The organism is Inediibacterium massiliense, from assembly GCF_001282725.1.
In the GTDB taxonomy this organism is placed as follows: Bacteria; Bacillota; Clostridia; order Peptostreptococcales; family Thermotaleaceae; genus Anaerophilus; species Anaerophilus massiliensis.
This window is the reverse complement of sequence record NZ_LN876587.1, coordinates 1,400,041-1,414,844: the sequence shown is the minus strand read 5'-3', so window position 1 is coordinate 1,414,844 and position 14,804 is coordinate 1,400,041. Positions and strand designations below refer to the sequence as shown.

General features: G+C 29.2%; 21 protein-coding genes, 1 pseudogene and 1 riboswitch. Of the genes and pseudogenes, 11 read left to right on the top strand and 11 right to left on the bottom strand.

The window, feature by feature from the left end; genetic code table 11:
- Positions 1–30: 30 nt before the first annotated feature.
- Positions 31–144: riboswitch (FMN riboswitch) on the bottom strand.
- 119 nt (positions 145–263) lie between these two features.
- The gene (locus tag BN2409_RS15445) at positions 264–1,070 is read right to left on the bottom strand and encodes an MBL fold metallo-hydrolase (RefSeq protein ID WP_053957498.1); all 807 of its coding nucleotides are present in this window, start codon (positions 1,068–1,070) and stop codon (positions 264–266) included.
- Between the two features lie 250 nt (positions 1,071–1,320).
- On the opposite strand from BN2409_RS15445, the gene BN2409_RS17745 reads away from it, so the two are divergent.
- Positions 1,321–1,530 carry a hypothetical protein gene (locus BN2409_RS17745; protein WP_330375488.1) on the top strand — a complete coding sequence of 70 codons (210 nt, stop codon included), beginning with the start codon at positions 1,321–1,323 and terminating at the stop codon, positions 1,528–1,530.
- 37 nt (positions 1,531–1,567) lie between these two features.
- Positions 1,568–2,071: an AAA family ATPase gene (locus BN2409_RS15440; protein ID WP_330375487.1), complete on the top strand. Its 504-nt coding sequence runs from the start codon at positions 1,568–1,570 to the stop codon at positions 2,069–2,071.
- Positions 2,072–2,120: 49 nt separating this feature from the next.
- Here the strand turns inward: BN2409_RS15440 and BN2409_RS15435 are convergent, their stop codons facing one another.
- On the bottom strand, positions 2,121–2,306 hold the full coding sequence (locus BN2409_RS15435; protein ID WP_053957497.1) for an alpha/beta-type small acid-soluble spore protein: 186 nt from the start codon (positions 2,304–2,306) through the stop codon (positions 2,121–2,123).
- Between the two features lie 126 nt (positions 2,307–2,432).
- Between BN2409_RS15435 and BN2409_RS17395 the strand changes: the two genes are divergently transcribed.
- The gene (locus BN2409_RS17395) at positions 2,433–2,591 is read left to right on the top strand and encodes a hypothetical protein (protein WP_199873068.1); all 159 of its coding nucleotides are present in this window, start codon (positions 2,433–2,435) and stop codon (positions 2,589–2,591) included.
- 168 nt (positions 2,592–2,759) lie between these two features.
- Here the strand turns inward: BN2409_RS17395 and BN2409_RS15430 are convergent, their stop codons facing one another.
- Positions 2,760–3,224 carry a GNAT family N-acetyltransferase gene (locus tag BN2409_RS15430; protein ID WP_053957496.1) on the bottom strand — a complete coding sequence of 155 codons (465 nt, stop codon included), beginning with the start codon at positions 3,222–3,224 and terminating at the stop codon, positions 2,760–2,762.
- 44 nt (positions 3,225–3,268) lie between these two features.
- The gene (locus BN2409_RS15425; protein ID WP_053957495.1) at positions 3,269–3,820 is read right to left on the bottom strand and encodes a helix-turn-helix domain-containing protein; all 552 of its coding nucleotides are present in this window, start codon (positions 3,818–3,820) and stop codon (positions 3,269–3,271) included.
- A gap of 212 nt (positions 3,821–4,032) precedes the next feature.
- Here BN2409_RS15425 and BN2409_RS15420 point away from each other — a divergent pair, with 212 nt between their 5' ends.
- A complete protein-coding gene (locus BN2409_RS15420; protein WP_053957494.1) occupies positions 4,033–4,623 on the top strand; it encodes a hydrolase in 591 nt (196 codons plus the stop codon).
- A 62-nt stretch (positions 4,624–4,685) separates the two neighbouring features.
- On the opposite strand, the gene BN2409_RS15415 is transcribed toward BN2409_RS15420, so the two are convergent.
- From BN2409_RS15415 to BN2409_RS15395, 5 genes are all read right to left on the bottom strand, one after another.
- The gene (locus BN2409_RS15415) at positions 4,686–5,891 is read right to left on the bottom strand and encodes a cation:proton antiporter (RefSeq protein WP_053957493.1); all 1,206 of its coding nucleotides are present in this window, start codon (positions 5,889–5,891) and stop codon (positions 4,686–4,688) included.
- Positions 5,892–6,236: 345 nt separating this feature from the next.
- On the bottom strand, positions 6,237–6,737 hold the full coding sequence (locus BN2409_RS15410; protein ID WP_053957492.1) for a GNAT family N-acetyltransferase: 501 nt from the start codon (positions 6,735–6,737) through the stop codon (positions 6,237–6,239).
- A gap of 20 nt (positions 6,738–6,757) precedes the next feature.
- Positions 6,758–7,423 carry a CPBP family intramembrane glutamic endopeptidase gene (locus BN2409_RS15405; RefSeq protein ID WP_053957491.1) on the bottom strand — a complete coding sequence of 222 codons (666 nt, stop codon included), beginning with the start codon at positions 7,421–7,423 and terminating at the stop codon, positions 6,758–6,760.
- 98 nt (positions 7,424–7,521) lie between these two features.
- A complete protein-coding gene (locus BN2409_RS15400; protein ID WP_053957490.1) occupies positions 7,522–7,965 on the bottom strand; it encodes a GNAT family N-acetyltransferase in 444 nt (147 codons plus the stop codon).
- A gap of 607 nt (positions 7,966–8,572) precedes the next feature.
- Complete coding sequence (locus tag BN2409_RS15395; protein WP_053957489.1) at positions 8,573–9,034, bottom strand: hypothetical protein; 462 nt, start codon at positions 9,032–9,034, stop codon at positions 8,573–8,575.
- A 207-nt stretch (positions 9,035–9,241) separates the two neighbouring features.
- On the opposite strand from BN2409_RS15395, the gene BN2409_RS15390 reads away from it, so the two are divergent.
- The 7 genes from BN2409_RS15390 (at position 9,242) to BN2409_RS15365 (ending at position 13,796) form a co-directional block, all read left to right on the top strand.
- Complete coding sequence (locus BN2409_RS15390; RefSeq protein WP_053957488.1) at positions 9,242–10,153, top strand: PhzF family isomerase; 912 nt, start codon at positions 9,242–9,244, stop codon at positions 10,151–10,153.
- Between the two features lie 279 nt (positions 10,154–10,432).
- Entirely contained in the window at positions 10,433–11,395 is a 963-nt protein-coding gene (locus tag BN2409_RS15385) for a DMT family transporter (protein ID WP_053957487.1), read from the top strand.
- Positions 11,396–11,540: 145 nt separating this feature from the next.
- The gene (locus BN2409_RS15380) at positions 11,541–11,771 is read left to right on the top strand and encodes a DUF3892 domain-containing protein (protein ID WP_053957486.1); all 231 of its coding nucleotides are present in this window, start codon (positions 11,541–11,543) and stop codon (positions 11,769–11,771) included.
- 24 nt (positions 11,772–11,795) lie between these two features.
- Complete coding sequence (locus tag BN2409_RS17390) at positions 11,796–11,954, top strand: hypothetical protein (RefSeq protein ID WP_199873067.1); 159 nt, start codon at positions 11,796–11,798, stop codon at positions 11,952–11,954.
- Between the two features lie 194 nt (positions 11,955–12,148).
- Positions 12,149–12,388, top strand: coding sequence for a YkoF family thiamine/hydroxymethylpyrimidine-binding protein (locus tag BN2409_RS15375; protein WP_053957485.1), 240 nt, complete (start codon positions 12,149–12,151; stop codon positions 12,386–12,388).
- A gap of 340 nt (positions 12,389–12,728) precedes the next feature.
- Positions 12,729–13,004: a CD3324 family protein gene (locus BN2409_RS15370; RefSeq protein ID WP_053957484.1), complete on the top strand. Its 276-nt coding sequence runs from the start codon at positions 12,729–12,731 to the stop codon at positions 13,002–13,004.
- A 207-nt stretch (positions 13,005–13,211) separates the two neighbouring features.
- Positions 13,212–13,796 (top strand): DUF1062 domain-containing protein, encoded by a 585-nt coding sequence (locus BN2409_RS15365; RefSeq protein ID WP_053957483.1) that lies wholly within the window; start codon positions 13,212–13,214, stop codon positions 13,794–13,796.
- 123 nt (positions 13,797–13,919) lie between these two features.
- Here the strand turns inward: BN2409_RS15365 and BN2409_RS17870 are convergent.
- Positions 13,920–14,063: pseudogene (locus BN2409_RS17870) on the bottom strand (GrpB family protein); the annotation flags it as partial.
- Positions 14,064–14,144: 81 nt separating this feature from the next.
- Positions 14,145–14,546, bottom strand: a complete 402-nt coding sequence (locus BN2409_RS15360) for a GNAT family N-acetyltransferase (protein ID WP_053957482.1) — start codon at positions 14,544–14,546, stop codon at positions 14,145–14,147.
- Positions 14,547–14,804 lie beyond the last annotated feature (258 nt).

Below are 14,804 nucleotides of genomic sequence, written 5' to 3'. Positions count from 1 at the left end.
TAAACATACATAATAAAATATGTATAATATATTCACCTTCTTTCATCCAGACTATACTGTCGGCTTCGGAATTTAACCGAATCTGCCTTACGGCTCGCGGGCTATACCGCCGATAGGGAATTTCACCCAACCCTGAAGGATACTTTATATAATTGTATTATTAATATAACATTTTTTAGATTCCTTTGTCAAACAAAAAATAAATTTATATCCAAATAAAGTATATATTTCCTAGAAAATCATATTCGATATAGAACATACTTTTACCAATTTATTTCTAAACCTACACCAACTTCTTTTACAGGCAAAGATTTATGTATCTCTGCTTTAACAGTAAATGAAGTACAATGGCAAGGGTATAATTCTTCTACATTATTTTGTTTTAGATAATGGATAGTTTCTTTAACTTGTTTGTTTATTTCAAATAAATGAAACCCTCCTATAATACCTAATACCCGATGATCTTTACATACTTTTTTGGCATATTCTATTATATTGCATATTCCACTGTGAGAACATCCTGTAACAATATAGATACCATTTTCACTTTTATATACAAGGGCTGTATCATCCATTACATAATCATCAACTAAAGTTTTGTCAACAATTTGCTTACCAATAGGTTTTCTATTTTCAAAGTCATTTATTTGAGGAATTTCTCCTAAAAATATGATGTGTTTGCTAATTTTTATAGGTTCTTTTGAAAGAATTAGATTACATTTTTTCTCTAGATCTTTCTGTAAAATAGGAGAACAAATTTTTAAGTTGTCTATTACTTTTTCCTTAAATGCATCTGGATGAGCAATAATAGAAATATTATTTTTAGGCTTGTGTTCAAAATAATATTTTAATCCTCTTGTATGATCATCGTGACCATGGGAAATAACAATAGTGCTTATACTTTCTAAATCTATACCTAATGCAGTAGAATTTTTTAGAAATAGATCAGAATAGCCTACATCTAATAGTAAGCGGATATCCTCATCTTCAATATAATACGAAACAGCAGGTTCTCCACAATAATATTGATCAATGTAGGTATTGTTGTCTACTAAAACTTTTAGCTTCACATTTTTACCTCCTTGGTTGAATTAGAATAAGAGTTATAATTTTTATTATGTATTTCAAAACAGGCTACTTAATAAATCTTCTAAAAGAAGACTTTTTTACATTATATAACATTTCCCACTTGAGAATCAAAAGCTATTTCTTGTGCATTAAGAATTTTTTAAAGGTGGATAGAATGTATGATTTGTACATAGAGTAAAGAAGGTATTATAATATAAGGAAGTGTATGATTATATTTTAGGGGGAGCTTTTATGGACTTTGGAAATATCAATCAGTATATTAGAAGTATAGAATTACAGAGAGACAAGATATCTAATTTTAATAAATATCCATTTTGTCTGCGCGCTATTTGTAATTTATCTACATTACAGTTTCATCCTAAAGTCACATTCATTGTAGGGGGAGAATGGAACTGGAAAATCAACGATCTTAGAAGCAATAGCGACAGCATATGGTTTTAACCCAGAGGGGGGGACAAAAAACTTTAATTTTTCATCAATGGATACACATTCAGAGCTACATAATTATATCAGATTGGTTAAAGGAGCTAGTAAACCTAAAGATGGATTTTTTCTTAGATCAGAAAGTTTTTACAATGTGGCTACCAATATTGATGAATTAGATAAAGGTGGAGGAGGACCAAGAATTATTGATTTTTATGGTGGACAGTCATTACATGAGCAATCTCATGGAGAATCATTTCTTTCTTTATTTATAAATAAATTTAGAGGAAGAGGGATATACATCTTAGATGAGCCAGAGGCTGCGTTATCACCTACAAGACAGATGACTATGATCTCAAGGATGCATCAATTAGTTGAGCAGGGAAGCCAATTTATTATAGCTACTCATTCACCTATTATTATGGCATACCCCAATGCTGTGATTTATGAGATAAAAAAAGGTTTTCAAATAGTTCAATATGAAGAGACTGAACATTATATAGTTATGAAAGATTTTTTAAATCATACTCAAAAAATGTTAGATATATTAATGGAATAGGTTACTTTATATATTGAAACAGGAGTCTTATAAAACTCCTGTTATAGCACTAATGTTTTTTATGATTGTTGATTAATTGTTTTTCTCCCATTTCTACTAATCTTCTTACGATATATCCAGTATGATTTGAAGCTAGTGATTTTGGATCATTTACACCAAATTCTTGAGCGGATTCTATTTTGAATTGTTCTAAAGCTTGACGAGCTTCAGGAACAACGAGTCTATTTTTAGACAATGTTTTTCACTCCTTTTGTAATTGTGTGTATTATATAGGATGTGTAAAAAGAAAATAAATATGTTAAGTATATTGGATATGTATATCATCATCACCTGTACGAAATACTAATAACGAGGTGATGAGATGAGTAAAAATGAAAAATCTTCAATGAAATGTCTAGAAGGTGAATATGGAGAGATTTATAATACAAAACGAAATAACACAAGGATAGATCATGATGATCTAGATGATATTGAAGATAAAATAATTATTATCAATCCAACAAACAAAGACAAAAAGTAGTTAAGGGAGCATAAGCTCTCTTTTTCCAATATGAATGTATTTGGTGAAATTATGGCTAAATATATCATTTATATTATGTATTTACTTATGAATATTTTTAGATAAGCAAGAAAACATTGTTGGGTTCAATTTAAAAACTTGTATAAACTATAATTATAGAAATTATATTTATAATGTATATCGCATAGTTTGTATTACATTTTTAAATTTATGTTTTTCATATAATTTGATAGCACTAACATTTTTTGTTAAAACATTCAACTCTATATAATCTAAATTTCGACTTTGCGCCCATGTTTTTACTTCGTTTATTAAAGATGAGCCAATCCCTTTATTACGATGAGTACTTGCTATAATGATATCCATTAAATAGGCATAATGATGGTTGACAAAGCAATTAAAAGGTGGCGTTTCTAGTTCTTGAATAAGAGCAAAGCCTACAAGGGTTTCATGGTGATCGACTGCTATTAAAATATCTGAGTTTGGACTCATAATAATATTTTGTACAAATAGTTTGTTTTGGTGCGCACTTTGAAAGAATGTAGGTTGTAAAATTGCCATATCTGAAAATAACTCTTGATATAACATACAAATATCGTCTATATTATTTTGTGTAGCAATCTTAATTTTCATTTTTTAGCCCTCCTTTTTTTATAAAATGTAAATCATTTTTATGATTAGACAGGATAAAAATTTATGATTGTAGCTTTTAAAGTTCCCTTTCCACTATTTACATATGTATGGGGGTTAGATGCTAGAAAACTTATTGAATCATTAGGTTGTAGTTTATAAGTTTGATTATTTACTTTTAACGTTAATTCACCTTCTAATAATATAATATATTCTTCTGATTTTTTAGAATGACCTACAGATTTGTAGGAGTAGTTTTCATCCAATTCGATTTGAAAAAGTTCAAAATTGCGATAGGGTGTATTCGTATAATAACAATATACTCGATAATGATCTTCTTCAGCCATTTGAGCTTTAATATGGTCTTTTTGTATAATGTAAGTATTATGTTCCTTTTGTTCAAGTAATGAAGTATAAGGAACTTTCAATCCGTTTGCTATTTTCCATAAAGTGTTTATCGTTGGATTTGTTTCACCTTTTTCAATTTGAGATAGCATAACTTTACTGACATTAGATAATTCAGCAAGTTGACCTAAACTTAAATTTCGTTTGGTACGAAGTGTTTTGAGGTTTTCTGCAATAATAGAGTTTATATTCATTAGGGTATAACCTCCTATAATTATATTGACAATTATAATTAACAAAAGTAAAATATAATTAACGTAAAATATATTTTACTTTTGTTAATTATTATATCTTAACGATTTCAATCATACAAGAATAATGAAAAGTATTTATGAAACCATAGTAAGATAAATTAGAGAAGTACATATTGATTCTTATATTATGTTTTTTAAAGGAGGATATTATTATGATTACAAGAGAGAAAGCATGGAATTTACTTACTGAATACAACAAAGAGGCATTTCATATTCAACATGCTTTAACAGTTGAAGGGACTATGAATTATTTCGCAGAAAAATTGGGATATGGAGAGGAAGCAGACTTTTGGGCTATAGTTGGGTTGCTGCATGATTTGGATTTTGAAATGTATCCTAAACAACATTGCAGTAAAACCCAAGAGATTATGAGAGAACATGGTATTGATGAAAGATTAATAAGAGCAGTAGCCAGTCATGGGTATGGACTTTGTCTAGAACAACAACCTAAACCAGAGCATCAAATGGAAAAAGTGTTATTTGCGGTAGATGAACTTACTGGATTGATTGGTGCAGCTGCAAAAATGCGTCCATCTAAAAGTGTTATGGATATGGAGCTTTCAAGTCTCAAGAAAAAGTTTAAGGATAAAAAATTTGCATCAGGATGTTCACGAGATGTCATTAAACAAGGTGCAGATATGCTTGGTTGGGAGTTAAATAAATTACTTGAAGAAACAATTTTGGCTATGCGTTCTTGTGAAGCATATGTGAATGATCAAATGGAAATCTATAATCACAAATAAAATTTTACTCATTGAATGAAAAAAAGAACGGGAAGTCCAAGAGGACTTCCTTCGTTATGGAATTATAACTCTTGAACAGTTTGAATTTTAGAATTTTTTAATGTGATATCCCCTGATTTTATGAGTGCATATTTAGTAATAGAAGGTCCTATGAGTTCATATATAATAGTTGCTCCAAGGATAATTGTTCTTATTTTAGCTCCTACCTGTGGGAAATCTAATTGGGCAGTCATAGATAATCCTATGGCAACACCTGCTTGAGGGATTAGAGTAAATCCCAAATATTTTTGTATTGTTCTAGGCATATTTGATAATTTACAACCTAAGTATGATCCAATAATTTTTCCTGTTACCCTAGATAGGATATATCCTATTCCTAATATGCCTACATATTTGATCAATTTTATATCTAATTCTACTCCAGCTAATGTAAAAAACATAATATAAATAGGAGGAGTAAAATAGTCAGCGATGGTGATTACTTTTTTATTGTTAGGAGAAATATTGCTGATTACAGCCCCGATAGCCATACATAAAAGAAGAATAGATATATTTAATAACTTTGCAATCCCTATGGATAAACAAATCCCAGCAATTACTATACTTAATAGTTCGTCTCCATTCTTTGATTTTTGCGAAAGGAATACCAATATAGATCCTATAATAATACCTAAAACTAAAGTAGTTACAATTTCCCAAATTGGAGGAAGTAATCCATGGGTTAAAGAAAAATCATTGACAGTGTTAGATAATTGTTTGGTGATGGATACGATAGTACCAAAAATTATAATACCTATAGCATCATCCATAGCTACTACAGGTAATAGTGTATTAACAAGTTTTCCTTTAGCTTTATATTGTCTAATTACCATGATAGTTGCTGCTGGAGCTGTAGTAGCAGCAATAGATGATAAAATAAGACTGAAGGATAGAGGTTGTTTAAAAACGAAAAACATAGTTATAAAAACTACTAAAACGCCACCTATAGATTCTAGTAATGTGATTAAGAATATGGATTTTCCAAGTTTTTTCATGTCTGTAATGTTGAATGCACTTCCTATGCTATATGCAATAAATCCTAATGCTACTTCCGAGATGATGGACAATTGAATAGAAATATTTATGGGGATTAAATTAAAAAAAGAAGGGCCTATAATAATTCCTCCTAATAGATATCCAGTTACATAGGGCAAATTTAGTTTGGATACAATTCTAGCCATGATCATACCGGCTATTAAGATGATGGATACATAATACAAAGCATTCATTTTTAGATTCTCCTCTGGATTATATATTTATTTTGTGATAGATTAAATGATTTGAACATATATTCATAAATTTATCATTCTCTACACAAATTGAAAATATTTGAAATTATTCAATATGTTGGATTGAATATCATTATAACAAAGGAAAAATAAAAGTCAAATAAATACTCTCATACGACTAAGTAGTTTATATGTTTGAGAAAATTGAAACATAAGATTTAAAAAAATTTTTCGTCATCAGAGGATAAAATAGGTGTAAAATGTAACAAGGATATATTTTGGTATGAGATATTGATAATATTTGTCTAGAAGTAGTCAAATTTGTTTTATTTTAGAGAATAAGAATTAGTCGTTTAATTTCAACTCCATAAATCTTGTTCCTTTAATAGGATTGTATACATAGGGTTCAATATCATAAAATCCGAATGATGTGTATAAGGCTTGTGCTTTTTTCATCATTGGAAGAGTATCAAGTCTAATATAATGATAATTAAGTTTTGAGGCTTCTTGAATGATCGTAGCAATAAGCATTTGACCAATTCCTATTCCTCTATAAGCATCACGAACATATAGTCTTTTCATTTCACATATTTCTTTAGAAATCTTGCGAAGAGCAATGCATCCTGCCACTTTACCATCAGACAATCCTAATATCAAAGTTCCATCAGGAGGACTATATTTTCCTGGTAGTGTTTTAACCTCTGATTCGAAATCTTGAAAAGCAAGATCTATTTTTAGTGATTGTGCATATTCCAAAAAAAGTTGTCTGACTTGTTTTATCATATCTTGTCTAGTGATATGGATAAACTCAATAGAATGATCTTTATTATCTGGGATAGATTTCATAAATGATAAACCTCCCTTTATTATTTCATCAATAAGTTTAAAATTGAAAAACCAGCTTTGCCCATTAAAGTATCTAATACAGCATGAGCAATAATTAAAGGAATAATGCTTCTTTTCTTGGATAAATAAAAATATGTACAAAGCAGTATTGTAGTAAGAAATGTACTGTAAACCTCTGTTATATTAAATTGAAAAATCTTTGTAAGATGGCTACCATAAAATAACATACAATTCAAACATACTACTAATAATTGAGAAGAAAACACATTTTCGAGTTTGTGTAAAAAGTAACCCCTATAAACCAGTTCTTCTCCTAACCCGACTGTAATAGCTAAAAATAGAAAGCGTAATAGGATAGCTGTAAAATTTGGCTGATTTCCAAATGAGCTGATATCTATATGCATAAAAAATATCGGTGGAAGTATTTGCATTAGATATAAAACTATCCCTAAAATGAATCCTCCAGTAATATCTAATATTGAAATTTTTGTGAATCCGACTACCTGCAATGACTCTTTGTCTATTTTTATTACCATGAAAATAATAATAGATACATTAATTAAATAAGAAATAAAAATAATTCCGTTATTGCTTATAGGAATTTTAACATGATTAAATATAAATCCAATAATCAATAGAATTACATATACAAAAATAATCATTATGATATTTTTATTTTTCTTCATATATTACCTCACTTTTGATTTGTTATATAATTTTTTACTGTTGCGTAAAATAAGAATATGATTTACTACATTAATCAAATAATTTATGTTTATAATTCTCAGAAATCCTTTCTTAGATAAATCATATCAATAAGCTGAATGCCATTTTCAAAAATAGGATGATCATAATTATCAATGAAAAAATTTTTTACTGTATGAGAAAGCTTGAATCCGCAATATTCATAAAATGGAATTGTCATAGGAGTGTCTCCAGTGCCTACAAACATCGTCTTGCATTTGTCTTTATAGTACTCAAATATATACTTTACCAAGATACTTCCATATCCTTGTCTTTGATAATTTTCATATGTAGCTAAATTTTTGAGCTCGTATTCATGATTGTTTTCTTTTGTTACAACACAGGCACTTTTTAAGTCTTTGTCATATAATGCAAACAATTTTCCTCTATGCAAGTATTTATCGATCATACTTTCTTGTTCATCACCTAAAAGCAACAAATCTAAAAAATCTTTTTTATTGTTCTCTATAATTTTGACTTCCATATCATTTAAAATCTCCTTGTTAGATGTAGTGGGATTTGTAAAATTATGAATAAAATTCTACCATAAATTTGAAATTAGATCAAATATTATATTACCATCTAATATAAGAATTACCTAATTTTGCGAGTAAAAAAGGATGATGAGCAAAAGGCTTCACTGAATTCATATTTTAATAAATTGCCAAGCAGTTTTATCAAGATTAAATAAAAACAATACATATACCTCCTTTTCATTGTCCTTACTTTATAATATAAAGCTATGTTATTTTATCTTACTATTATACAACATTTTCCATTTGACAATCAAAGATTTATATAAACTTCAGTTAATGTATTTTTTATCTAAAAACATATCAAAATAGTTGAAGCACCATTCCTAATTAAATATTTCTTCTTTTCATCATAAAATGATAAAATAAAAGGTATAAAGATATATAAAGGGATATCTTGACGAGGTTAGCTAAAGTGAGAAAGATATTTGATGATACTTTAGGTGATAATAATATGGATGATTTAGAGCGAGTTATGGTGAGCTAGAGAGTCATAGGAGACAGACTTTGTACATAATAAGAAAATAGGCCTCCCAAATAGGGAAACCTATTTAACTTTTAAAATATTCCGTCGTCAAATCTATTGGATAATATTCTAAATGCTGTCTCTATATCTAGATCGTCTGCTATTTTTGGTGTATCTACATGAGGATTATCTATAGTACCATCTCTGTCTTTTATAATCTTTTTCGCATTTTCAATATTATTGTTATTTACCTCTACTACAATTTTACAATTGATGTCGCTAATTTCGTTGATTCTTCCCATACCACTTACCATAGGACTTGCAGCAGCCAAAGAAGCTTTATTTCTATCAGTCACAATATTTGTACCCGAACCTAAAACTAGATTAGACAAACTAGAAGCATTTTCAGTACCAGGTATGTTTCTACGTATGTTTTGATTTTCATTGTATGAATCGTTTAAATCTAAATAAGGATTTTCAAAACCACTTTGTTTTAACTGTTCAATAGCGTGATTTGCATTTTTGATATTGCTAAAAAAACCTTCAAGCTTCATTTTTATCTCTCCCAACTTATATTGTATGAACAAAAGCAATAATAATTATTATTGTTTCAAATTATTTTAGGAATATGCAAAAATTCCAGAAATAAAAAATATACTAAAGGTAGTATATTTGTGGATAAGCTATACGAAACTGGACAGAATTTTTAGAGTCAAGCAGAAAAATGCAGTATAATTTATAATATATGTAGGAGGAGAATTATGGAAAGAAAATATAAATTATATCAAATTGATTCATTTACAAAGGGAAAATTCACAGGCAATCCAGCAGGAGTAATAACAAATGCAGATGGATTAACTGATTATGAGATGCAGAGAATTGCTAGAGAACTTAATAACTCTGAGACAGCATTTATCTTTTCTTCCGATAGCAATGAGTATGATGCACATATACGTTTTTTTACTCCAATAAATGAAGTGCCAATCTGTGGACATGCTACTATTGCTGCTCATTATGCACGTGCTGTTGAAAATGGGTTGGATACTTCAAGGGTTTATCATAAGACAGGTGCAGGGATTTTGCCTGTTGATATAGTAAAAGAAAAAGGGGATTACAAAATTGTTATGACACAAGGGAAAATTGAGTTTGGCAATATCATTGACAGCATAAATAAAGAAAAACTTTTAGCAGCACTTAATATAAGAAATAGTGATTTATTGGAAGACTATAAAATTCAGATTGTTTCAACAGGTCATTCTAAGGTTATGGTCGGTATAAAAAGTATTGCAACTTTAAATACATTGCAGCCAGATTATAATGTACTTTCTAAATTAAGTACAATTATTAAATGTAATGGATATTATGTTTTTACAGTTGATCCGCAAGATAGTGATATTTTAATACATGGCAGAATGTTTGCGCCTGCAATAGGTATTAATGAAGATCCTGTAACTGGTAATGCAAATGGTCCTTTAGGGGCATATCTGGTTCGCCATAATTTGGTTAAGCACAATAATTCTTTATTTAAATTTAAAGTTAAGCAAGGTGAAGCTATAAAACGACCAGGTATCATTGAAGTTGAGGTGAAAATAGAAAATAAAGAACCTGTAGAAGTTAAAATTGCTGGGAATGCTGTAATAATATTTAGATCTGAATTGTCATTAAATGATTAAAGAAAGAAGCCCATGTTATAAGAGGGTAAGTTTTATTTGTTAATCCTCTTTTGTAATGTCTATTTGCAAAAGATTTACAAAGATAGTTGAAGCACTATTCCTAAACAGCTTATATTTTCGTCACAAAATGACAAAACTTACGACAAGAATCGTTTAGAATATTTATGAATGTATCTAAAGATCATATCTGTTGCTAGGGATGTAAGATTTAAGATAATGAGTGTTATAAAAAAGCTATCTTTTACTTAAGATAAGAATTGTCAAACAAGGAGAGTCAAATTGAAAAATAAAAGCGAAATTATATTTACAAAAAATTATGTTATTATGATTATGGCAGTAATCAGTTGTTTTTTATGGGGAAGTGCTTTTCCATCTATTAAAATAGGATACAATTTATTTGATATAGATGGAAATAATCCATATCAAAAAATAATGTTTGCAGGTCTTAGATTTTTGTTGTCTTCAGTTATGGTATTCATATTTTGCATTTTAACCAAAAGATCTTTAAGATTGAAGAAGGCAGATCTTCAAAAGGTAACGATCTTAGGACTTATTCAAACTGCAATACAATATATGTTCTTTTATATTGGACTTTCTAACACTAGTAGCACAAAAGGATCTATATTATCTGCAACGGCTACTTTTTTTTCTGTTATACTCGCTCACTTTTTTTATAGTGAAGATAGATTAACTATTAGAAAGATTATAGGCGTTATACTAGGATTTTTAGGTGTAGTCATTGTAAATATTAGTGGAAATAATATACAAAGTGGTTTTTTATTTATAGGAGAGGGGTTTGTTATTATATCAAGTTTGATGGGTGCTATTGCAGGAATATATACGAAAAAAATAGCAAAGGACATCAATACTTTTGCTATTTCTGGATACCAATTATTTACAGGTTCTTTATTTTTGATATTAATAGGATTTTTAGGTGGAGGACAGAGGATAATTATTACTACAGAAAACTATGGGTTACTCATATATTTAAGCTTTATATCAGCAGGAGCATTTTCTTTATGGACAGTTTTATTAAAGTATAATGGTGTGGGTAAGGTTACTATATATAAATTTACTACACCTCTATTTGGTGTGATGCTTTCTTATATATTTTTAGGAGAAAGATTATTAGGTTTAAGTGTGGTACTATCAATTATATTGGTTTCTATTAGTATTATCATGATAAATATAGAAAAAGCTTATATCAAAGAGTTACAAACACAGTTGAGGCATCGTTCTTAATTAAATATTTTTTCTTCTCATCACAAGATAACAGAATTCACGGAAAAAAATGATATTTTCATTTTAAAATGATCACTAAGATTATTATTTATAAACGTATATAATATGAAATATCTATAGATAATAATTTAAGAGGAGTGATTATATGCAAGATAAAACAAAAATTATTAAAGTGAAGAAAAATTCACGCGGAGAAATTACCCATGTTATGATGGAAGATGGAAATGTATACTCAATTAACGATGCAATTATGATGGCTAAAGACAATGTAATTGAAAATGTAAATGTAGGACGTTCTAAAAAAGGAAGAGAATATTTAAGAAGCAATCCTAATGGAATTACAAATGATAATTTAGATAACCTTCCAATGTTTTAGACAATTTCTAGCAGAGGTGATGATATGAAGCCAATCAAAGATGCAAAAGAACTCTTAGATCCTGAAAAAGGTTCTGTAAAAAGAGCCGTGCAAGATGGTAAGGTTAAAGAGATTACAGATTTAGAAAATAAAATGGATAGAGTCAATGCTAAATCTGGATTTGGCATTGAAGAAGAAAAATAAATGGTTTACTTAAGACGCTGTAAGAGGTGTCTTTTGTTATATAAAATAGAAGGTGCAATATACTAAGAGGTGTAAAGTAAAATCATATCAATGTAAAAAGTTTATAGAAATTCTTTGATCACTTAAAGTATTATTATTTTTGTTGATTAACATACTATTATTGAATATAAAAATAATGAAAGGATGAACAAGAGATGATTCAAGCAGAAGTAGCTGTATACCCAATAAAAACGTCTAATGCTACAAATGTAATTAATAATTCTATTCATGCATTACAAGCAAATCATGTTAACTATACTGTAAATTCCATGAATACAAAGTTAACCGGTACAAAGGCGCACATATTTGATAGTTTAGAGTCAATGTTTACTGAAGCAGAGAATACTGGAGCAGAAGTAAACATGGTAGTTACAATAACCAATGCAAGTGAATGATGAAAAGATGGGCACTCAGAAATGGGTGCCTTTTAGTATATAAAATGATATAACTATACATCTAAAATGTATGTAGAATGAGTTAAGTTAAATTGTACTATCAATGATGCAGACTTTTTAGAAGATAGATTATTATGGAAATTATGGAGAATTCATGGTAATATAAATATAATATTATAATTTATAAGATTCTGAAAAAGGAGGGTTGAAAGCGTATGCTTAATCCTATCGTTATTGTTGCATAGCAGAGGCTATTGCAACGAGTAGTTAAAAGACAAAAATAAGATGTGAAGATAGTCTTTGCTATTCCTAATCGAAATAATACTTTTAGGAGGGCAAAATGAGCTATAAGAAAGCAATTTATATACTCCCTAATGATTTGCTTGAAAAGGTGCAGGAATATGTAGATGGTGAGTTTATCTATATTCCCAGAAAATCAGGTAATAAAAAGGAATGGGGGGCCAGAACTTCTACCCGTCAAGAATTATATCAACGAAATATAAAGATTTATGAAGACTATTTGGCGGGCCATCGTTCAGAAGATTTAGCTAGAAAATATTTTTTATCCTTGAAAAGTATACAAAGGATAATAAGAAAACAAAAAAATAGTGATTAATTTTCAAAATGAGTCAATGCAGTTTTGTTACTGTATTGGCTCATTTTCTTTTATGAATTGTCTTTAAGGTTTAGCTTTGTATACCCAAATGGTACAATTTAAGTAGAAGAAATACTAGATTAGGAGTGAGTATGATGAAAAAGGTTTGTGACAATCCACCTGTTATCTTTCCTATTAATTAAGTTCTAATAGGAAGGAGTAATTTTCATGCAAAAGGTAACTTGGGATATACAATATCTATCCCCACCACCTGCAATTAAGTATTGTAAGAAGTGTAGTAAAAAGGCAGAGCACCTTTGCTCTGGGTTGTTCAGGATAAATGCACAACGCAAGCACTTAGATATATGGTTAATCTATAAATGTTCAGATTGTGATTCTACTTGGAATATGACTATCTACTCTCGTATCAATCCCAAAAGTATTGACCCTAAAATATTAGATGGGTTCCATAGCAACAATGAAGAACTTGCTAAAAGATATGCTATGGATATAGAGTTAATACGCAGGAATGGAGCCGAAGTTGGACCTCCAAAGTATAAAATACTAGGGGGCAATGTTAATTTGAATACTCCTATAGAATTGCATATCAAAAGCTCATATCCATCTCGGCTTAAAATATCTTCTTTGCTGCGGGAAAAAATGAATTTATCTCAAAATGCTTTTGAACAGATGATAACTCATGGATTCATTCGAAGTACTAGTGGATTGGATTTAAAAAAATGCAGATTGCAAGCAGATGCTACATTGATTATTGATAAATGGGCGATTGCAAGTCAAGACATTTTTTCATAAGCATTGTAAAAGTTGATATTGAGCATAATACCAATGTAATTAGTAATATTTATAAAGAATAAATAAAACAGGACTTACTTTTGTAAAGTAAGTCCTTAATTTGTTTTTTAAGAAACATGCTAGTTAATAAATTTCTGTATATTTCATGATGAATTCAGTTTTAGCTTGGGTGTATCCATCTCTATTATGCTTGTATTTTTCTTTTAGTTTTTGTTTTAATTTTCCGTATTGTTGGACAACTTCTTTGTGGCCTAAAAGATAATTCCTAAAATATAATTTATTTCAATCTCCCCAAAATCGAACATGGAGATGAAAAACTTATTTAGCAAAACCATTTGAAGTATAACATTAATTTTGTTTTCTTTTCATCCCACAAGAGTTTGGTTCTACATATTCAAATCCAAATTTAGAATAGAGTGTATCTGCAGGCTTATTAGCAATCAAACACACATATGGGTGCTGATCAGTATTCTGTTCTAAATAGGAATCAATTTCTTTCATAATAATTTTTCCTAGACCTTGACGCTGATAGTCTGGATCTACCATAATATCAGACACAACATAAGTTATACCTTGGTCACCGACAATTCTTCCAAATCCAATCAACCTGTCCTTGTCCCACAAAGAAACAATAAATAATGAGTTTTTCAAGGCAATTTCTGTTTTTGATAAATTTTTTGTTCCCATTCCTGTTTTTAGTCTCAAAGAAATATATTCCACCGCTGAAGGGGCGTTGTATTTTATATTCATATCTATCTACCTCCGTTATTTTACTATTACAAATTTTGTCCATCCTCTTTTCGAATCACGGTCTTTTGAGAGTCAAAGTTATCATAGATAATATAATCCCATCTTCATAACGGACATAAGGCTTTACCGTGAGATATTTGAATTCGCCTTTTTCAGTTACTCTTGATTTATTACATAAATTGCAGATGTAGGCATAGAAATTTCCTTTTAAAGAACGCATGTTTGATTATATTGTAGCATAGTGAAGTATTGTCAATC